This is a genomic window from Dysgonomonas sp. 37-18 (assembly GCF_001899125.1).
Lineage (GTDB): Bacteria > Bacteroidota > Bacteroidia > Bacteroidales > Dysgonomonadaceae > Dysgonomonas.
The window spans coordinates 272,374-293,362 of the sequence record NZ_MKVC01000040.1; the positions used below are offsets into that span (position 1 = coordinate 272,374).

The following is a 20,989-nucleotide window of genomic DNA, read 5'->3' on the forward strand; positions in this document are numbered from 1 at the left end:
TGCCATTTTCAGAAATTTTAGGTTTGTCATTGATATTATTTATTAGCAATATTAAAGGAATTAAGCTATTTTTATTGTTATATAAAAAAACATGATAATTATGGGAAAAGCCAAAAAGAAAAACTTTGTATTGGATACAAATGTAATACTACATGATTTCAGGTGCTTAGATAATTTTGAAGAAAATGACATATATATTCCCATTGTAGTTTTGGAAGAACTGGACAAGTTCAAAAAAGGGAATGATCAGATTAACTATAATGCCCGCGAATTTCTCCGCCAGCTCGATGCAATAACAGACGACAACTTATTTACGAAAGGAATATCTTTAGGCAACGGTTTAGGCAATCTCTTTATTGATACAAGTATAAAATCTCAAGAAAGGATAACTGAGATATTTCCGGAGAGAATACCCGACCATCGTATATTATCATCTGTTCTTGACATCTCGGAGCGCGACAGCAAAACAAAAACCATACTGGTAACCAAAGATATAAACCTGCGAATGAAGGCTCGCGCAATCGGGCTTCTGGCAGAAGATTATATAAATGACAAAGTTCCTGATATCTTTTTATTTGAAAGACAGCACAAAACATTCAAGGATATGGAGTCTTCGGTTATCGATGAACTATATGCAAATCCGAACGGCGTTGATCTCGATCAGTTTAATCTGGAAACTTCGGTTAATGCCAATGAATGTTTCGTTATGAAGAATGGTAAAAAAAGTGTGCTCTCCAGATACAATCCGTTTACTAAAAAGATAAAAAAAATAGACAAGCAGATTTGTTACGGCATACAACCTCGAAATGCGGAACAAACATTTGCGATGGAGGTGCTGACCGATCCCGAAATAAAATTAGTAGCACTTACAGGAAAAGCCGGAACAGGAAAAACGTTACTAGCCTTAGCTTCAGCATTGAAACAAAGTGAAACCTTTGACCAGATACTCCTCGCCCGCCCGATCGTTGCATTAGGGAACAAAGAATTGGGATTCTTACCCGGTGACGAAAAACAAAAAATAGCACCTTATATGCAGCCTCTTTTCGACAATTTATCTGTAATAAAAAATCACATTCCTTACGGTGGTGCTGAGTACAAGAATATAGAAGCGATGCAGGCAAGTAAGAAGCTGGAAATAGAAGCATTAGCTTATATCCGTGGACGAAGTTTATCAGAGATGATCTGTATTATCGATGAAGCTCAAAACCTGACACCTCACGAAATAAAAACGATTATAACCCGTGCAGGTGAAGGTACGAAAATGATTTTTGCAGGAGATTTACAACAGATCGACTCTCCTTATCTTGATGCTCAGTCAAATGGGTTGGCTTACATGATAGATAAAATGACAGGACAAGATATTTTCGCACATGTCAATCTGATAAAAGGAGAAAGAAGTAAACTATCGGAGATAGCTAGTATATTATTGTAATAACAATCTAAAAACAATAACATTTCAAGAAATATAAATGGACAAATTCTATCTCAGAGCTTATAGTATACTGATCGCAACAATAAGTATACTCAGTATCCCTTGTTTAGCCCAAAGTGCAGATAATCATAAATGGAAAGAAGGTATCCTAGTGGATGAATTCATTTATGATTCTGCTGAATTCCCCTCGGTCCATGCAGCTACAATTGCTGAAAACCCGTCGGGTTTGATTACGGCATTTTTTGGCGGAAAATATGAAGGACACTCCGAAGTCAATATATATACTTCTCGTCATACTGCAACAGGATGGACTCCGCCGGTGAAGGTAGCGGATGGCATCGTGAGCGATACTTTAAGGAAGGCCTGCTATAACCCGGTCTTATTTCAATATCCCGATGGCGAATTGCTATTGTTTTATAAAATAGGAAAGAATGTGCAAGATTGGACAGCTTACTTAATCCGCTCATACGATGACGGACAAACATGGACAAAGCCCGAAGCACTGCCCGAAGGATTTCTGGGCCCAATAAAGAATAAACCGATTCTGATTGGTAACAAACTAATTTGCGCATCGAGTACCGAGAACGACGGATGGCAGGTTCACATGGAATTTACCGAAGACAGAGGGAAAACTTGGAGAAAAACATCTCCGATCAACAGCAAACCTTGGAATATTATTCAACCAAGTATATTAACATTAAACAATAATGTATTGCAAATAGTATGTCGCTCTCAGAACGAACATATCATATCCGCTTTTTCGAAAGATGCAGGAGAAACATGGAGCGATCCTATAGCTCTTTACTTACCCAATAACAACTCGGGGACGGATGCCGTAACACTCAAAGACGGACGCCAACTAATGGTGTACAATCATGTAGCAGCATCAGAGAGTGCATATAAGGATAAAGCTCGTACTCCACTGAATGTCGCTCTATCTGACGATGGAATTACCTGGAAAGCATCACTCATTCTGGAAGACTCGCCAATAAAGGAATATTCCTACCCATCGGTTATACAAGGGGAAGACGGTATGATACACATAGTATACACGTGGCGGAGAGAAAAAATTAAATATGTAAAAGTTGATCCGTCACTACTTAAAAGTGAAACAATCGTAAACGGAAAGTGGTAATAACAACTATAAATCCTCATTTTTACAATTTTCTGAATAAAAAAAGAATGAAATGCTTGCAATATTCAAAAAAATATTACTTTTGTAATCACATTTAAAACAACAAGCGTTAGAATGAATATTTTTTCTTATACATACTTTTTCTTTTTTTACTTTTACTTTAGAAAGTAGAACAGGATTTTGTATGAGAAATTTGGAGTGAATTAAAACAACAAGAATATATGGAATCCTGTCAAATATGACGGGATTTTTTTTTGATAACATTTTATGAAAAGAGTTGCGATACAAGGAGGATTAGGTGCATATCATGGGATAGCCGCAGAGAATTTTTTCGGAGAAGAAGTCGAAATTGTTCCATGCATTACTTTTCGTGATATTTTCACAACAATCAAAAAAGAACCGAATACAATCGGGATTATAGCCATAGAGAACACTATAGCTGGTAGCCTTTTGGGCAACTACGATCTGCTAAAAGAAAATAAACTCCCTATAGCAGGAGAATACAAACAACGCATCTCTCATTGTCTGGCGGCATTGCCCGGACAAACAATTCATGATATAAAAGAAGTGGAATCGCATCCAATTGCACTCATGCAATGTACAGAATTCCTGGATACACTACCGGGTGTTAGGATTATAGAGCATGAAGATACGGCTTTGGCTGCAAAAGATGTAGCAGAGAAACATCTATCGACCACTGCTGCGATATGCAGCACCAAAGCGGCAGAAATTTATGGACTAAACATCTTAGCGAGGGGAATTGAGACAAATAAGCACAATTTTACTCGCTTTCTTATTATAGCCAATCCGTGGGTGGTAGACGAACTACAAAAAGGAGAAGTGCTGAATAAATCTTCAATTGTATTCACAACTCCACATAGCGAAGGCAGCTTATCGAAAGTATTATCCGTATTTTCTTTCTACGGCATCAACTTGACTAAGATACAATCTCTACCAATAATAGGCAGAGAATGGGAATATCAGTTCTATGTAGACCTCACATTTTCTGATCTTACCCGATACAAGCAATCGCTACAAGCAATTCGCCCTTTAACAAGCGAACTAAAGCTTTTGGGAGAATATCCAAACGGAAAACAAAGCGAATTATAAAAACCACGATTTAACAATAGCAAACTGCTAATAACAATATGAGAACAATAGTACCGGCAGACCGCCTTAATACAGTAAGTGAATACTACTTTTCGAAAAAACTAAGAGAAGTAGCCGAAATGAACGCAATGGGAAAAAAGGTGATTAGTCTCGGAGTGGGAAGTCCTGATCTCCCTCCTTCCGAAGAAACCACAAAAGCCCTATGTGAATCTGTAATAAAAAAAGATGTACACGGCTATCAACCACATGTGGGTATTGACGAGTTGCGTAAGGCTTTTGCTGATTGGTATAAAAGAACTTATAATGTAAATCTGGACTTTGCAAATGAGATACAACCTTTGATAGGCTCGAAAGAAGGGATCTTACATATCTCTCTGGCATTTCTCAATCCGGGAGACGGAGTATTAGTACCTAATCCGGGGTATCCGACATATAGTTCTGTGAGCAAGCTTGTTGGGGCAAATATTATCTCTTACGACTTGGATGAGAATAATAATTGGCAACCGGATTTCGATGCATTGGAAAAGCTAGACTTATCGAATGTAAAGCTAATGTGGATTAATTATCCTAACATGCCTACAGGGGCAAATGCTACAATCGAATTATTTGAAAAAATAGTTGCTTTTGGAAAGAAACATGGCATAATCATAGCTCATGATAATCCTTACAGTCTTATTCTTAACGAAAAGCCGTTAAGCATACTGCAAGTAGAAGGAGCGAAAGATATATGTATCGAACTCAATTCGATGAGTAAATCGCACAATATGCCCGGATGGAGAATTGGGACATTGGCTTCAAATGCACAATTTATACAATGGGTGCTAAAGGTTCTGACCAACATCGAGAGTGGGATACTAAAACCTATACAGTTGGCAGCCATTGCCGCTCTGAACAATTCGGACGAATGGCACAAAGAAAACAATATCAAATTATACGCTAATCGCCGTCAATATGCAGAAGCTATTATGAAAGAGCTAGGTTGCACTTTTGATAAAAAACAATCGGGAATGTTTCTTTGGGGAAAGATTCCGGCAGAATACAAAAGCAGCGAAGAATTGGCTGACAAAATTTTATACGAAACGAATGTTTTCTTAACCCCGGGATTCATTTTCGGGAACAAAGGAGAAGGATATATACGTATCTCTTTGTGCTGCAATGAAGACATGCTGAAAGAGGCCTTGGAAAGAATAAAAAAGGTAACAAATTAATATATGTCTTCTAAACTTCCTCAACGGAGGAGTATCCGATTCGCAAATTATGATTACAGTCAGATAGGATTATATTTCGTGACGATATGTTGCGAGAATAGAATTTGTCGCTTTGGTAAAATACAAAACACTGATATCGTATTAAATGAGGCCGGTAGGATGATAAATACAGAGTGGAACAATTTAAAGAAACGTTTCTCGAATATAGAATTACATAATTATATTATTATGCCAAATCATTTTCATGGAATAATAGAAATTACAGATGTAGGGATACCCCTTGTGGGTATCCGAAAGACGAATGGGCAACCACAAGGGATTGCCCCTACTCTGGGCAAAATATTGGGAGCTTTTAAATCAATAACGACCGTCAAATATACCCATGGGGTTACTCAATTAGGTTGGGAACCCTACGATCAAAGAATATGGCAGCGTAATTATTATGAACATATCATCAGAGATGAAAAATCACACCAGAATATATCTGATTATATAACAAACAATCCATATAACTGGGAAAATGACGAGTATTATATTTAATGTTTCAGATTGGAGAACAGATAATCAGGATAGCCTAAATTTATCTATTATAGAGTATTAAATTATAGACAGTAAATAAAAGGTAACAGATAAAAACATAATAAAAGTTGTCACTTTTGTCACTTTTTAGCTAAAATATAGAATAATCAAAAAACAAATTAAAATAAATATGAAACTAGACTCAATTTTACTTCCGGGAGTTGACCCGAAACGTCCTCTTGTAATAGCCGGTCCATGCAGTGCCGAGACCGAAGAACAAGTAATGAATACTGCAAAGCAACTAGCAGCAGACGGTATAAAAATCCTTCGTGCCGGAATATGGAAACCTCGCACTAAACCGGGTGGATTTGAAGGAGTTGGCAGCGAAGGTCTTGCTTGGCTCAAAAAAGTGAAACAAGAAACTGGAATGTACGTTTCTACTGAAGTTGCAACACAGAAACACGTTTATGAAGCCCTTAAATATGGGATAGACATGTTATGGATCGGTGCCCGTACAACAGCAAATCCGTTCGCAGTTCAGGAAATAGCAGAAGCGCTACAGGGTGTTGATATCCCGGTATTGGTTAAGAACCCTGTTAATCCCGATTTAGAGTTATGGATCGGTGCTCTTGAACGCCTCAGCAATGTAGGTCTGACCAAGATAGGAGCAATACACCGTGGATTTAGTTCATACGATAAGAAAATATACAGAAACCTGCCTCAATGGCATATACCGATCGAACTGAAACGTCGTTTTCCTGATCTGCCTGTTATTTGTGACCCAAGTCATATCGGAGGAAAACGTGACCTTATACAGCCGCTATGCCAGCAAGCAATGGACTTAAACTATGACGGATTGATTATAGAAACTCATTGCGACCCTGAAAATGCTTGGAGTGATGCTTCTCAACAGGTAACACCGGTGAGACTAAAAGAAATACTGACAGCACTTATTATTCGTGATGGTAAGCAATCGACAGAAGACCTTTCTGACCTTCGCAGACAAATAGACGAACTGGACGATCAGTTGCTGGAATTACTTGCCAAACGTATGCGCATATCATGCGAAATAGGTACTTTCAAGAAAGAGCACAACTTAACCGTTGTTCAGACAGACCGTTATGACGAAATTCTACAGAAACGAATTGCTCAGGCTACATCTATGAGTATGAACCCTGACTTTATGCGTGTGGTTCTGGAAGCAATACACGAAGAATCTGTAAGACAACAGGTTGAGATATTAAACAAGTAACCGTATATGAAGATATTAATATTAGGAGCCGGAAAAATGGGCTCCTTCTTTACTGATGTATTAAGTTTCGATCACGAAGTTGCTATATTTGACATTGATCCCAAACGGCTACGATTTGTTTATAATGTAGTCAGAATGAGCAATCCCGAAGAGATAAGGGACTTTAAGCCTGAAATTGTTATTAATGCAGCAACAGTGAAATATACGATTCAGGCATTTGAAATGGTACTGCCATATCTGGATGAAGATTGTATATTGTCGGATATTGCATCTGTAAAGACGGGACTAAAAGAGTTTTACAAAAAAACAGGCAGACCGTTTGCATCTACCCATCCTATGTTTGGCCCTACATTTGCCAACTTAACAGATCTTAGTACACAGAGCGCAATTGTAATTTCGGAATCGAACCATTGGGGAAAAATATTTTTCAAAGACTTGTATAACAGTCTTAAGTTGAACGTTTTCGAGTATACATTCGAAGAACATGACGAAACGATTGCATATTCCCTTTCTATTCCGTTTGCGTCTACACTTGTATTTGCTTCGGTAATGAAGCATCAAGATGCTCCGGGAACAACATTTAAGCGTCACATGAATATTGCAAAAGGGCTTCTGTCGGAAGATGATTATTTGTTGACCGAGATTCTCTTCAACCCTTATACTCCTGCTCAGGTGGAGAGTATACGAGGTGAACTAAAGCATCTTTTAGAAATCATTGAGAAAAAAGACAGTGCAGCAATGCTAAGTTTCCTCACAAAAGTAAGAGCGAATATAGCTGACAAATAGAATATAAAAAGAGACTGCAAAAGTCATACAATACTAATGCAGTCTCTACTCCTTATAACACCAATTACCAACCATAGTTCGCCTAACACCAAACAAACCTTGAATTCAGCTTTTATTTTTTATGTTTAAACAGCCATGAGGCAAGTCCTTTTTCTCTAAAGGCATTGTCCCAGCTATTATGATTAACTCCTTCATATTCGGTATATTCCGCATCACACCCCAATTCTTTGAGACGCTTATATATATTTCTCGAATTTTCTACAGGAACGACAGAGTCGGCACTGCCATGAAAAACCCAAACAGCTGTATTGTGGGCATACAAAGGCAGCTTACTCAAATCAGCACCTCCACAAATAGGGAACGCGGCTGAGAAGGTATCAGGCAATCGCCACAACAATTCCAATGTACCCATACCCCCCATTGACAAACCACCTACATATACTTGGTTGGAGTCTACTTTCCCTGAGGTCAGCCAATTTTGCACCAAAGCAATCAGTGTACTCATTGGCTCTGTAATTCCATCAGAAAGACCGAATGTCAATGTCATTTTATCATCAATCTGGTGACGAACGACATTAGCCCAATAACTATCGGCTGGGCATTGAGGTGCTATAACGATAGCTGGATAAACAGACTGAAAATTATCAATAAGGAACTGCTTACCATGAGTCAATTGCTTCTGATTATCATTACCTCGCTCTCCTGCTCCATGAAGAAATACGACCAATGGATATTGCTTCGACTCATCATAGTTTTCAGGATACATTATCTGATATGGCAATGTATGCCCGTCAAACATGAATGAGGCATTCTTGAACTGAGCGAAACTGAATAAAGAACAAATTAGAAAAATGAAAGATAAAACACCTTTTTTCATAACCTTAATTTTAAAATAACTGACATTAAAGATAACGATAATACATCTTACTTCATGTGAGTTGTCATGCTATTTGCTTTTGATTCTATTACTCTTTAATTCAATGAAGGAGATTCAAAACCTAGTTTCTTAAGCCCCTTTTGAACATCAGGGTGACTCATAAATAGATTCCAAAGCAACTGCGAACGATAGTTCTCGATCATCACAGCTATTGTACCTTGGTCTATTGCTAAATAACGCTGTGGATACCAGTTATCTGTTTCACTAAATGCGTCATAAAAACCATATTGCCCCCAAACCTTATCGCCCATGCGATATAGCTTGCGCATTACTTTCATTGATTCCTCGGGAGTATACACAATAGAAGACAAAGCGGCCGTAGGAGTTATTACACCGAGGTCTCCTTCTTCTGTTGGCTCGTGAGCGCTATACCCTTTTACTGAATAACTAGCAGTCAAGCCCCAGCAATCTTCTCCATAACCTTTAAAACCTTTTGGGTTACGCAAGCAATACGCTCTATTTATCAGTGTATAATTTTTCATTTCCTGATAATAATCAGCATACTTATCTTTTAGCCCGGTAGGATTTAATCCTAAGAATGAGTAGTGAGCCCAGAATAAAGGGCCTGCTCCGCTATTGCTTTGATAACGCATATTTAGGTTATATCCTTCCAATTGATGAGGAGCAATAATCTTTCCGTTTTCTGCCCAACCTTCATGATAGACCTCAGCCGGAGTACCATGAGTAGGAGAACATGCAGCCAGTACATAAGTGATGAGACATTCATTATATCCACGAATAGGAAAATTCATTTCCCATGAATGGTTAGGGCTCCAATGCCAATACAACACATTTTGACCGTTGCGATGCCAGTTCCAGTCCACATTTTTCCAAAGGTTGTCAATACGGACAGCTAAAGCTTTTTCTGCATCAGACCCATTTATATAATACTGATGAAGGGTCAATAAACCTTGTAAAAGGAATGAAGTTTCAACTAAGTCTCCTCCATTATCCTTATCACTAAATCCTTTAACTTCACCTGTCTCACCATTCCACCAATGTGGAAATACACCATGAAAAGAATCTGCTTTTTCGAGAAAGTTTACAATCTTTGTAAACCGTTCTAAACCTTGTTCACGAGTTATATACCCTCTGTCTATTCCGGCAACAATAGCCATTATTCCAAAGCCACTACCTCCGGAGGTCACTACATTTTTATCATTCTGAGGATATACTCCATCTACATGAAAGCGTTCGCGAGCCATTCCACTCGTAGGTTCGGCTCCATCCCAAAAATAATTAAATGTCCTGCGCTGAACACTATCCAATAGAGCTTCATCTGTAATAGCAATTGGCTTTGTGGAGCTATCATCAGTATCTTTATTGGATTTATCCTTACAGCTAATAGCCACTAGAACAAGCATTATAGAAATGAATGGTATATATATTTTTTTCATATTATCTGTTTTAATAATAAACAAGAAAAAGAGACTAAGATTACATAGTCTCTTTTTCAAGACTCAGAGCATTTAATTCAATGTAAATCTCGCAGATTTAACATCACTACTATTACCTCCTATCATCACATCAAAATCACCTTTTTCAAATACATATTCGAGGTTGTAATTGTAGAATTTCAATAACTCAGGAGTTATCTTAAAACTAACATTTTTACTTTCCCCTGCTTTTATAAATGTTTTTTCAAAGCCTTTCAATTCTTTCACCGGACGTGTAACACTACCAACCAAGTCACGAATATAAAGTTGAACAACCTCAGCTCCATCATATTTTCCTGTATTTGTAACAGTGACGGAAGCTGTTAATTCTCCTTTTGCATCAAGTGTTGTAGAGCTCAATTTAACGTCGCTATAACTAAATGTAGTATAGCTTAATCCGTATCCAAACGGATATAACGGATCGTTACTTACATCTAAATAGTTGCTACGGAATTTCTCAAACCATCGTCCTTCGTGCAACGGACGACCTGTATTTTTATGATTGTAGAATAGCGGTATCTGTCCTACATTCTGAGGGAAAGTAGCTACAAGTTTTCCGCTAGGGTTGACATCTCCAAACAAAACATCTCCAATAGCATGTGCAGCCTCTGAACCACCAAACCAAACATTAAGAATGGCAGGTACGTTTTCATTTTCCCAAGTCAAAGTCAATGGACGACCTGTAAACAATACCAAGACGACAGGTTTTCCGGTTTTCAATAATTCTCTTAACAATTCTTTCTGTACATCAGGTATACCAATTTCGGTACGAGAACTAGATTCTCCACTCATCTCAGACGATTCACCCAATGCTGCAACGATTACATCTGCATCCTTTGATATTTGTAATGCTTCTTGTAGCATTTCTTCATTACTGCGAGTTTCCTGATCTCTATGTAATGTACGACCAAACATAGTTGCATTTTGTTCATATTTTGCATCATTTATCAGATGACTACCCTTTGCATACACAACCTTAGCATTGCTTCCGGCTACCTTCTGGATACCTTCAACTACGGTTGCGGGTTTAGTAAGGTCTACAGCAACACTCCATGTTCCGGGCATATTAGAGCGTGTGTTTGCCAAAGGGCCAACCACTGCTATAGTTCCACCTTTTTTCAAAGGCAATGTATTATTTGCATTTTTAAGCAAAACAAAACTTTCTGAAGCTATCTTACGAGCAACAGCACGATTTTCAGCTGTGTATATTTCTTTTTTTGCACGATTTACATCGCAATATTTATATGGATCTGCAAATAATCCCAATTTATATTTAGCTTCCAACACACGGCGACAAGCCTGATCTATTTCGGCTTGCGTAACTTTTCCTTCTTTAAGAGACTTACCAACTGTAGCCAAGCCTTCACTTACCATATCCATATCGATTCCGGCCTTTAAGGCACGAGCCGAAACGGTTTGCAAATCACCAATTCCGTGATCTATCATTTCACTTATTCCGGTATAATCTGTAACTACAAACCCGTTAAACCCCCATTGCTTACGCAATACATCTGTCATCAACCATTTGTTAGCTGTAGCCGGAACTCCGTCCACTTCATTAAACGAAGCCATTACGCTCCCCACACCTGCCTCTACTGCAGCCTGATAAGGGTACATATATTCATTAAACATACGTATACGACTCATATCTACCGTATTATAGTCGCGACCTGCTTCACCTGCACCATACAGCGCATAGTGTTTAACACAAGCCATAATATTGGAGTTAGATTTATACATGTTCTCTCCTACTCCCTGATATCCGCGAACCATCGCTTTTGCGATTTGTCCTCCAAGAAAAGGATCTTCTCCATTCCCTTCCGAAAAACGTCCCCAACGAGGATCTCTTGAAATATCAACCATTGGGCTGAATGTCCAGCAAATACCATCGGCACTTGCTTCTATTGCAGCGATACGAGCAGATTGCTCTACAGCAGCCATATCCCATGTAGCAGCCATCCCCAAAGGAATTGGAAATACAGTTTCGTATCCGTGAATTACGTCCATTCCAAATATTAACGGAATTTTTAGACGACTCTGTTCTACTGCAATGCGTTGAACTTCTTTAATTTTCTCAACACCTTTTATATTGAATAAACCACCTACTTGCCCTTTCTTAATTTTTTCAGCTATATTACTGCTTTTAGCCTGTCCGGTGGTTATATCTCCGGAACTAGGCAGATTAAGCTGTCCGATTTTCTCTTCCAGCGTCATCTTACTCATTAAATCATTGATAAACTTATCCATCTTTGGATCTTTCCCTTGTGCCAATATATTGCCCGAGATAGCAAAGAAGGCCAAGAAGACCAATAATAATTGTCTTACAGTCATTTTACCTTAAATTTCAGTTATACCTTAACTCTAATTATTTCTTGCCTAAAACTAGTAAAGGCTAATTGTCTAGCCCTTACTATTAAAAATGTGATAACCTAATAAACCTTATTGATAGTTGGGGTTTTGTTTTAAAACGCCATTTGATTTATCGATTTCCGATTGAGGAACCGGGAGTAATGCATGCTTATCTTGATAATTTGTTTTACCTGCTGCATGTAATACTTCTTTAGCAGTACCCCAACGTACTAAGTCATAAAAACGGTCTGGTTCTAAAGCTAATTCAACTCTTCTTTCACGCTGAATAGCTTTTCTCAATTCCACCTGATCTTCTGTAGTAACCTTTGGCAATATACTGGTGCTAGCTCCTCTCGCATGAGATCTTACCATTTCCAAATATTTCAAAGCATCTTCAGTCTGATCTAATTCATTTGCGGCTTCTGCAGCCATAAGAATAACATCCGGATAACGGATAATGCGTATATTAACCCAGAATCCTTCTCTTGTATATTTAGCTCTCATCGCAGGATTTGTGTATGCTTTTTTATTAAAGTATGCACCCATTGCAGATGATTCAGGAGACTCGCCATATGGCTTATTTGTATTTTCAGGAGTGATAGCTGCACCCGGTTTTCTGAAATACAGAAGTGTAGCATCTTTACGTGGATCTCCAGGCTCGAAAGCTGTACCTAACTCTTTTGTTGCCATATGCCAACCCCAGCCAAGATTCCATTGTCCTGCACCTCTCACACCTTGCACCTGACAAAACTGGCTACCGATAGCCGTACTTGCAGGCATTGCCGCAGTAGCAGTACATTGCAGTTCAAAAATTGATTCGCCACAGTTCTCTCCTGCATCAGTAAACACCTGATCAACAGATGTATTCAGATTATAGATTCCTGAATTGATAACTTCTTTAGATGCAGCAAGCATATTTCCCCAGTCGTTACGCATCATATACGTTCTGGCATGTAACGATTTGGCAGCACCCCATGTTAAACGGCCTGTATATTTAGCTTGCCAAGATTGAGGTAAATTTGCTTCAGCAAAAGTAAGGTCCGCATCAATTAATGCATAAATCTCAGCAGCAGAGCTTTTCGGGATATTAGCCTGTGATGCATCTTTTATTTTAAAGTCTATTTTAGGAACTTCTCCCCATGCTCTCACCAAGTTGAAATAGCAATAAGCTCTAAAGAATTTAGCTTCTGCTTCCAAGCTTCTAAGGTCACTATTATTCAATTTCTGTATAGTATCTATAGTAGAGTTACAGTCATGAATTATCGAATAATTATGATTCCAGTAAGTTCCTAATATACCATTAGATGCTGTGTATTCAAAATCATCCCAAAATCTGGCGTTATCTGGTCCATCATTCTCAGTACTTCCTTTTTCAGAATCTTCGGAACGGAACATGTGCACTGCAAATGCAGGAATCCCGGCAGTTATATTATAACTTCTCATTTTTGAGTAAACACCAAAGATTTTTGCTTCTACACCACCACTAGTATCGTCATCCTCAGTAAAACTTCCTTGAGGACTTTTGTCAAGAAAATCATTACAGCTGATAACCGATAATGCTAAAGCAGCAATTATAGCGGCATATATATATTTATTAAATATTCGTTTCATAATATATTGTTTTTATCTATTAAAATGTAAGATTTAAACCAAATGTATAAACCGCAGGCATTGGATACGGATTAGCATCGATACCAAATGCTGTTGCCGAACCTCCTATTTCTGGAGAATAGCCTGTATTATTTTTCCATGTTTTAGGATTTTGAGCATTTATATATACTCTCAAAGATCTCATTCTTAATTTCTTCAACATATCTGCTCCGAAAGTATAACCCAATTGAATATTTCTGATACGGAAGAAACTACCGTCTTCGACGAAATAATCAGATGGATAATCTTTACCATTTATCGCACGTTTTCTATTCAAAATAGGTTCTGTGTTAGATGTGCCTTCTCCATGCCATCTACCCATCTTCGATTCCAAATAGTTAAACTGAGACCATTCAAAAATATTCCATGTGCGATAAATTTCATTACCATATACACCCATCATGTCAACAGACAAGTCAAAATTCTTGTATCCTACATTTACAGAAAGTCCGTAAGTGAAATCAGGAGTAGGATTACCAATCATTGTTCTGTCTGCAGTAGTAATTTCACCATCTCCATTTACATCTTTAAACTTAAGGTCTCCCGGTAATACTTTTGTTAATTTATTTGTAGGAGAGTTATCTATTTCTGTCTGATTTTGATATACACCCTCTACTTTATATCCATAGAAATAACCAATTGGATAACCGGCTTGTGTATAAGACATCATTGGAAGACCTGATGTTCCATCAGTAATAGTATATCCGTTCTGCACCAATGACAATACTTTATTCTTTATTGTTGTCAAGTTTCCACTTACACTATATCTCCAATCAGAACCAATTTTATCATTCCATGAAAGTGATAATTCAACACCTTTATTTTCCAAAGCTCCAAGGTTTCCTAAACCGGGTCTGGTACCTGTTATTCCTGGTACTTCAGCCAAAAGATCTTTAGTTTTCTTCTTATAATAAACACCTTCGAAATTTAGTCTGTTCTTCAAGAAATAAGCTTCAAATCCAGCTTCCCAAGCTTCAATTTTTTCCCATCTCAAGTTTGGATTTGGAAGATATGCGATTTCATATCCCGGTATTATATTATCACCAAAAATAGCGTTAGAAGTGTTTAGAAGTACTGGTTCTGCAGGATAAACTCTATCCATATTTTGGTTTCCTAGAGTACCCCATGATCCTTTAAGCTTCAAGTAATCAAGAAAAGTGAAATCTTTCATAAAATCCTCTTCTGTTATTACCCAACCAGCACCTAAAGAGTAGAAATTTTGCCATTCGTTGCCAGTATAGAAGAATCCTGAAGATCCATCACGACGGAACGATCCGTTGAACAGGTATTTATTTTTATAATTATACAATCCCCTTGCCAAGAATGAAACAGTTGAGCGTTCCCATTGTGTACTTTCGGCAGATGCTGCATTTGCATCACCGATGCTTACAAACCATTTGTCAGGGTCATTCGCGATAGGAAGTCCGTTTCCTTCACCACGTTTTCCGGTAAGGCTGGACAAGTTGTTATAGTATGTTGTAAAACCGGCTGTAGCTGTAATATTATGATTGTTAAAGCTATTTGTATAAGTCAACAAATAATCACTTTGAACTTTTGTTTCATTTGTTTTTTGTTGCTGCACAGCAGTTTTCCCATCTCCCATAACCACAGGTTGTTGAGTATCAACATCGAATATAGTTCTCTTAGGTGTGTATAATCTGCTATCATAAGATTTGTAATCTAATGAATACATTACACGGAAATTGAAGTTCTTCAAGAAAGTAAGATCTCCATATACATTACCGGATGCTCTGTAATCAATTACTTTGTTCATATCCTTTTGTAATTCAACAATAGTCATCGGATTTGACACTTCATTTTTTTGGAAACTAGGCAATGTATTATACAAACCTTCTTTTTCATTATAAGGAGATCCGATAGGTGCTGCATATAAAGCTCTTTTCACAGCATCTGTATATAAGCTGGTAGAAGTATTAAGAGGAGTTGAACGAGCACCATTAAATTGGAATCCAACTTTAAATGCTTTAGTGATAGTGTAATCACTGCTCAGATTGATAGTTACCTTACTGAATTGTTCGTGTTTCAAAGTTCCTTCTTCTGAAGTATATCCAACACCCATATAGAACTTATTCCTTTCGCTAGAAGATGTTATACTAATATTGTTATTGGTAATAAATCCTGTTTGGAATATTTCATCTTGCCAATCTGTATCAGCAGTCCAGTTTGTATAATCGAAAGGACTTGCTCCTTGGTTTGCTAACTGCTCTGAATAAAGTTCTTTAAACTGTGCAGCATTCGCCATTTTGATTTTATCTACTACCGATTTAAAACCAAAAGAAGTATTGATATTTACCAATGTCTGACCTTCTTTCGCTTTTTTAGTAGTAACAATAATAACACCATTTGCACCACGTACACCAAAGATAGCCAATGATGAAGGGTCTTTCAATATTTCCATTGATTCGATGTCGGCAGCATTCAAGAAGCTAATGTTATCGTTGAATAATCCATCAACTACATATAGCGGCTTATATCCGTTAATTGAATTTGTTCCACGAATACGAATTTCGGGATCTTGTCCGGCAATACCTGTATTTACGACCTGTACCCCCGCTACTTTTCCTTGCAAAGAAGCTAATGGGTTTGCAGATGGACGGTTTGCTATATCCTCAGCTTTAATACTAGCTATGGACCCGGTCAAGTCTCTTTTCTTTGCTGTACCATAACCAATTACGACTGTTTCCGTTAGCATTTTGGCGTCATCTTCCAATACTACGTTTATCGCATTCTGGGCACCTACAGTAACTGATTGAGATTTCATTCCCAAATAAGAAAACACAAGAACATCTCCTTGTTTTGCAGAAAGAGAATACATACCATCTATATCTGTTATTGTTCCGTTTGTTGTACCTTGTACCAGAACACTAACTCCGATTAGAGGCTCATTCGCTTGATCCACAACCTTACCCGAGATTGTTTTGGTCTGCGCATAAATAGTCGTCACGCTTGCCAAAAGAAAACAAGTGAAGAAAAAAATTCTCCGCATGAGAGCAGCTGAACTTTTCATTTTTTTAGGTTTAATTTTCATAGTCTTACTTTTTATTTAAACACATATTTTCAAATAAAATCTACTATGAACGACAGAAAAGAAGAACTAAAAAGTGATCGTATTTTCCAGTAACGGCTAAGTTATGATTGTTCTTTCTGTGCGTATGATATTAGATTTGTGTCAAAATTAGAGTTTATAGACAGAGTGTTTCTAAAAGTTAATACACCGTGAATACACCCTCTCCTCTTTTAACAATACCACCACCTCACTTTTACCTCTCAAACAATCATAATAATATAACAAACAATAAATTACAATAGTTAATCTATATTCAGAAAAAACTCATTCAAGTTTTGGGAAGGAAGAATATTTAACTTTTTTCTTAGTCTATAACGACTATTTTCAACGGCTCTAATAGATAAATTCATTAAAGAAGCAATCTCCTTTGTTTCCAAATTTAGTTTCAAACAAGCACAAAGCCTAAGATCATTATTCGTTAACTGAGGGTATAGAGTTTTCATCTTTCTGAAAAAGCCTGTATGTTTTTCTTCAAACTTTAATAAAAATGTTTTCCAATCATCTTCCGTATTCATATTGCTATTGAGCAAGGCATTTATTTTTTGAGATAACGGAATCAATGCATTGTTTCTATTCTTTGAATAAAAATCATCTATGATATCTTTTACTTTCAAAATGAGTTCATTTTTCTGAATAATAAAAGATGTTTGAGTAAGAAGTTCGGCACTCTTTTGTTCCACTTCTTGCTGCAACTCCCCGGCCAACATTTTCAAGCGTCGGGTTTCTCTATGTCTGATCTTTTGAAGATGCAAGTTTCGATATCGTCTTAATATAAGCATCCAGATGATATACATGACAAAGAAAAAAGCAAGAATATAAAACATATACGCCCAAATAGTCTGATACCAAGGCGGCAATATTTCAAACTCATAAGATATAGATTCGGAATAATGTCCGAGATTATCTACTGTACGTACCATAAAGACATACTTACCCTCAGGTAGACGAGCATACTGAGCACCATTCACCTTTTGCGGTAGAGACCAATCATTATCTACCCCCTGCAACATATACTGAAATGAGAAATTAGATGAAAATGCATTTTCTGCCGAAAAGCCAAAGGTTACAGTATTATAGTTATATGATATCTTAGCTAATTGAGCAAGATTCTTATATTCGTAATCGCCATAACCATTTGTTGTTCCCAACATTCTTAAATATGGAAGAGGTAATTTATTTTGAAGGTCTTTTTTTACAACATGTTCTTTATTGTATATCATAAACCCATTATCCAAACAGACAAGGCTCAATGAATCATTCAGAATAGACACATTTTCGTATGCGTTTACCAATGATAAGTTCATTCCTAAGTTGTAGCTTTCGAGAATAGATGCCTCATAGCCATCATACGAGAATTTATAAATCGAAGCATCCGTAAGTGCCCAAAATAGATTTCCACGAATATGTACAATTTGCTTTAGGTTCTTTACATTTTTAAAGCAATCATTCAGTATTGTATTCGGCACTATTTTATTTGAAATATCATCGTAGGTATAAAACTCATTATTTCCAAGTAAAACAATACGTCCCCCTACCTTAAACATTTTCATTTTGTATGGGAATCCATCTTTATTACTTCCTCCGTAATATGAGAATGTTTCAAAGCCCGAGAGATCTTCTCCGAGTTTACACCTATAAATACCTCTATTAGCATGTTCTAGCCATATATTACCGATATGATCAATATCCGCATTAATTATCGGCTCTGATATCTGCTTCGGCACATAAACCTTATTTGTAGCGGGATCTACAATTTTTAGAGATTGATAGGTAGAAAGAAAAAGCAAGTCTTTCTCTTTATATTTTGCTTCCATGATGTTGTAGACACCCGTATGTATATCAAACACATCTGAAACCGAAAGGTTACTATTTATCATTTTTAGACCTTTGTTGTGGCAACAGTATAGCTTTCCATTCACAACTTTTAATGTCCAGACTTGTCCTTGTGTTCCATTTATCAGTTTCATGTTAGACAGAGCTTCCGGCTTTTTCAGATCTTCAGCAGCTATGTAAAACACACCCTGATTGGTAGCAACAAACAATTTATCATTCCACAGAGCACCACCATATACCGCACCAGTTTTCCCTCCTTTATCGATATAGCAGTCCATATTCTCTATATGCTGTATATAAGAGATACCTTTATCCAGAGCAGCCCACACATTGCCTATATTGTCTTCATAGAGGGATAGCACCGTATTATTCTGGAGAGTGTTTATAGTAGATAGATGATCTAATATATTACCATTTTCGTCAACCTGATAAATACCATCTAATATAGTTCCGAAAAAATAAACACCCTTCGAAGACAATATACCGCAATTAAGCTCTGCAGAACTTAATACAGACGATATGGCAGAGTTCCATTGTTTAAACGTGCTCCCATCATAAATATACATTCCTTTTGTGGATGTACCTATAAGATATTTATCTGTTGAATATGGCAATATAACCCTAACATCTGTATTCGTAAAGATTTCACTCCCTTCTATCTTTGTTAATGTAGCACCTTTCAGGCGGTACAATGCTCCAAACATCTGCTGCACCAAGAATTCATTTCTTACCTTAGATAATAACAAGAAGCCTCCATTGAAAGGTACATGTTTCACTGTTTTATAGTCGTACATATAGATGGACGTAAAAGATTGGAAATAAACGCAATCTTCCGCAATCCATATCTTCCAGAAATCATCATTTTTAAAAAGAGCTTTATCCAGTTGATCACTTAAAGAAGTGTAGACTAATTTCCCTGAGATATCCCTATCCCATCGACCAAACTCCTCATAGCTTCCGGTAAAAATCGTTTGATGCGAAAGAACTGCCACCGAACGTGCTATTAGAGAATTAGGTATACGGTTTAGCTTCCATTCGACACCGTCGAACTCCAACAAGCCTATGTCGTTACCAAAATACATTATTCCTTTTTCGTCTTGCGCTATCGACCAGTTTTTATTATCGGCTCTATACATGTTCTTGGAGAGGTTGATAACATGTGGTTTATTTGCCGAAATTGAAATGAAAGGAAGGAAGGTTAGGAATAATAAAAAGATATATTTCATTAAATTATTCATTCAGGTTGAATTTACAAAGAGCTTTCTTATTTAAGACATCAAAAATACTACTTTTTTATGGATTTTGTTTTCAGATGGATGTCAATATAATGTCTTCAATCGTTTTGCCTTTAGAAGTTCATAAGTTATATTTGTATGCAATAAAAAATTAATATCAGAAAATCATGAAAATCGGGATAGACCTAGGAGGAACCAATGTTAGAATGGGTGTTGTCAACAATGGTGTCATTGTAAAGAAAATATCGGAGCGATGCAAAGCAGACCAGCCTGAAGACGTCGTTATAACGCAATTGACAGACATGCTTCATCAAATTATATCGCCTGAAATAGAAAGTATAGGTATAGGTGTACCTTCGGTGGTTGATGCAGAAAAAGGTATCGTATATAATGTGATGAATATCCCCTCTTGGAAAGAAGTACATCTGAAAGAAATACTAGAAAAAGAATTTAATATCCCGGTCTTCGTAAATAATGACTGCAATTGTTTTGCTCTGGGTGAATATCATTTTGGAGAAGGAGCCGGATCGAAAGATTTAGTAGCTGTTGCTTTAGGAACAGGTGTAGGCTCAGGGATTATTATCGATGGCAAATTATACAACGGAGGAAATACAGGTGCCGGCGAGGTCGGATGTATTCCTTATCTGGAATATGATTATGAATCTTATTGCAGTAGCTCTTATTTCACTCGTGTACATGGCATCTCCGGCAAGGACGCTTTTGAAAAGGCTAAAGCCAATGAAGACGTTGACTCCATCATTCTATGGAACCAGTTTGGACACCATGTAGGCGACCTGATGAAAGTAATTCTTTTTGCTTACGACCCTCGAGTGATTATTTTAGGCGGAAGTATAGCCAACGCTTACGAATACTTTGCTCCTGCCATGATGGATAGCCTTGATAGCTTTCCTTACCCCGAAACAGTAAAGAACCTGAAGATATATACATCCAAAGTAGACGATGTTGCTATACTTGGAGCATCAACCCTAAGCTAAATTAATAGCCATTATACAGAACGG

14 protein-coding genes are annotated in these 20,989 nt (G+C 37.3%); 8 read left to right on the forward strand and 6 right to left on the reverse strand.

Annotation, left to right across the window (positions count from 1 at the left end; all coding sequences use genetic code 11):
• Positions 1 to 100 precede the first annotated feature (100 nt).
• The 7 genes from BGO84_RS15410 to BGO84_RS15440 all read left to right on the forward strand — a co-directional run bounded on the left by BGO84_RS15410 (position 101) and on the right by BGO84_RS15440 (position 7,442).
• Positions 101 to 1,432, forward strand: coding sequence for a PhoH family protein (locus BGO84_RS15410; protein ID WP_291030521.1), 1,332 nt, complete (start codon positions 101 to 103; stop codon positions 1,430 to 1,432).
• 37 nt (positions 1,433 to 1,469) lie between these two features.
• Positions 1,470 to 2,567, forward strand: coding sequence for a sialidase family protein (locus BGO84_RS15415; protein ID WP_291030523.1), 1,098 nt, complete (start codon positions 1,470 to 1,472; stop codon positions 2,565 to 2,567).
• A gap of 267 nt (positions 2,568 to 2,834) precedes the next feature.
• The gene (locus tag BGO84_RS15420; RefSeq protein WP_135103901.1) at positions 2,835 to 3,677 is read left to right on the forward strand and encodes a prephenate dehydratase; all 843 of its coding nucleotides are present in this window, start codon (positions 2,835 to 2,837) and stop codon (positions 3,675 to 3,677) included.
• Between the two features lie 38 nt (positions 3,678 to 3,715).
• Positions 3,716 to 4,885, forward strand: a complete 1,170-nt coding sequence (locus BGO84_RS15425; protein ID WP_291030525.1) for an aminotransferase class I/II-fold pyridoxal phosphate-dependent enzyme — start codon at positions 3,716 to 3,718, stop codon at positions 4,883 to 4,885.
• Positions 4,886 to 4,888: 3 nt separating this feature from the next.
• A complete protein-coding gene (locus tag BGO84_RS15430) occupies positions 4,889 to 5,425 on the forward strand; it encodes a transposase (RefSeq protein WP_291030527.1) in 537 nt (178 codons plus the stop codon).
• A gap of 169 nt (positions 5,426 to 5,594) precedes the next feature.
• Positions 5,595 to 6,656 carry a bifunctional 3-deoxy-7-phosphoheptulonate synthase/chorismate mutase type II gene (locus tag BGO84_RS15435; protein WP_006842522.1) on the forward strand — a complete coding sequence of 354 codons (1,062 nt, stop codon included), beginning with the start codon at positions 5,595 to 5,597 and terminating at the stop codon, positions 6,654 to 6,656.
• A 6-nt stretch (positions 6,657 to 6,662) separates the two neighbouring features.
• Entirely contained in the window at positions 6,663 to 7,442 is a 780-nt protein-coding gene (locus BGO84_RS15440; protein WP_006842521.1) for a prephenate dehydrogenase/arogenate dehydrogenase family protein, read from the forward strand.
• A 112-nt stretch (positions 7,443 to 7,554) separates the two neighbouring features.
• Here the strand turns inward: BGO84_RS15440 and BGO84_RS15445 are convergent, their stop codons facing one another.
• From BGO84_RS15445 to BGO84_RS15470, 6 genes are all read right to left on the reverse strand, one after another.
• On the reverse strand, positions 7,555 to 8,319 hold the full coding sequence (locus tag BGO84_RS15445; RefSeq protein ID WP_291030529.1) for a PHB depolymerase family esterase: 765 nt from the start codon (positions 8,317 to 8,319) through the stop codon (positions 7,555 to 7,557).
• 95 nt (positions 8,320 to 8,414) lie between these two features.
• Complete coding sequence (locus tag BGO84_RS15450; RefSeq protein ID WP_291030531.1) at positions 8,415 to 9,776, reverse strand: glucoamylase family protein; 1,362 nt, start codon at positions 9,774 to 9,776, stop codon at positions 8,415 to 8,417.
• A 72-nt stretch (positions 9,777 to 9,848) separates the two neighbouring features.
• Positions 9,849 to 12,146, reverse strand: a complete 2,298-nt coding sequence (gene bglX / locus BGO84_RS15455; RefSeq protein WP_291030533.1) for a beta-glucosidase BglX — start codon at positions 12,144 to 12,146, stop codon at positions 9,849 to 9,851.
• A 108-nt stretch (positions 12,147 to 12,254) separates the two neighbouring features.
• Positions 12,255 to 13,775, reverse strand: coding sequence for a RagB/SusD family nutrient uptake outer membrane protein (locus tag BGO84_RS15460; protein WP_291030535.1), 1,521 nt, complete (start codon positions 13,773 to 13,775; stop codon positions 12,255 to 12,257).
• A 19-nt stretch (positions 13,776 to 13,794) separates the two neighbouring features.
• Positions 13,795 to 16,842 (reverse strand): TonB-dependent receptor, encoded by a 3,048-nt coding sequence (locus BGO84_RS15465; protein ID WP_252636623.1) that lies wholly within the window; start codon positions 16,840 to 16,842, stop codon positions 13,795 to 13,797.
• A 302-nt stretch (positions 16,843 to 17,144) separates the two neighbouring features.
• Positions 17,145 to 19,973 (reverse strand): triple tyrosine motif-containing protein, encoded by a 2,829-nt coding sequence (locus BGO84_RS15470; RefSeq protein WP_291030537.1) that lies wholly within the window; start codon positions 19,971 to 19,973, stop codon positions 17,145 to 17,147.
• Positions 19,974 to 20,137: 164 nt separating this feature from the next.
• Here BGO84_RS15470 and BGO84_RS15475 point away from each other — a divergent pair, with 164 nt between their 5' ends.
• Positions 20,138 to 20,965 carry an ROK family protein gene (locus BGO84_RS15475; protein ID WP_291030539.1) on the forward strand — a complete coding sequence of 276 codons (828 nt, stop codon included), beginning with the start codon at positions 20,138 to 20,140 and terminating at the stop codon, positions 20,963 to 20,965.
• Positions 20,966 to 20,989 lie beyond the last annotated feature (24 nt).

Bases quoted from the DNA above. Each gene is read 5' to 3' on its own strand.
- BGO84_RS15410 (WP_291030521.1), top strand. From the start codon at position 101: ATGGGAAAAGCCAAAAAGAAAAACTTTGTATTGGATACAAATGTAATA.
- BGO84_RS15415 (WP_291030523.1), top strand. From the start codon at position 1,470: ATGGACAAATTCTATCTCAGAGCTTATAGTATACTGATCGCAACAATA.
- BGO84_RS15420 (WP_135103901.1), top strand. From the start codon at position 2,835: ATGAAAAGAGTTGCGATACAAGGAGGATTAGGTGCATATCATGGGATA.
- BGO84_RS15425 (WP_291030525.1), top strand. From the start codon at position 3,716: ATGAGAACAATAGTACCGGCAGACCGCCTTAATACAGTAAGTGAATAC.
- BGO84_RS15430 (WP_291030527.1), top strand. From the start codon at position 4,889: ATGTCTTCTAAACTTCCTCAACGGAGGAGTATCCGATTCGCAAATTAT.
- BGO84_RS15435 (WP_006842522.1), top strand. From the start codon at position 5,595: ATGAAACTAGACTCAATTTTACTTCCGGGAGTTGACCCGAAACGTCCT.
- BGO84_RS15440 (WP_006842521.1), top strand. From the start codon at position 6,663: ATGAAGATATTAATATTAGGAGCCGGAAAAATGGGCTCCTTCTTTACT.
- BGO84_RS15445 (WP_291030529.1), bottom strand. From the start codon at position 8,319: ATGAAAAAAGGTGTTTTATCTTTCATTTTTCTAATTTGTTCTTTATTC.
- BGO84_RS15450 (WP_291030531.1), bottom strand. From the start codon at position 9,776: ATGAAAAAAATATATATACCATTCATTTCTATAATGCTTGTTCTAGTG.
- bglX (WP_291030533.1), bottom strand. From the start codon at position 12,146: ATGACTGTAAGACAATTATTATTGGTCTTCTTGGCCTTCTTTGCTATC.
- BGO84_RS15460 (WP_291030535.1), bottom strand. From the start codon at position 13,775: ATGAAACGAATATTTAATAAATATATATATGCCGCTATAATTGCTGCT.
- BGO84_RS15465 (WP_252636623.1), bottom strand. From the start codon at position 16,842: ATGAAAAGTTCAGCTGCTCTCATGCGGAGAATTTTTTTCTTCACTTGT.
- BGO84_RS15470 (WP_291030537.1), bottom strand. From the start codon at position 19,973: ATGAATAATTTAATGAAATATATCTTTTTATTATTCCTAACCTTCCTT.
- BGO84_RS15475 (WP_291030539.1), top strand. From the start codon at position 20,138: ATGAAAATCGGGATAGACCTAGGAGGAACCAATGTTAGAATGGGTGTT.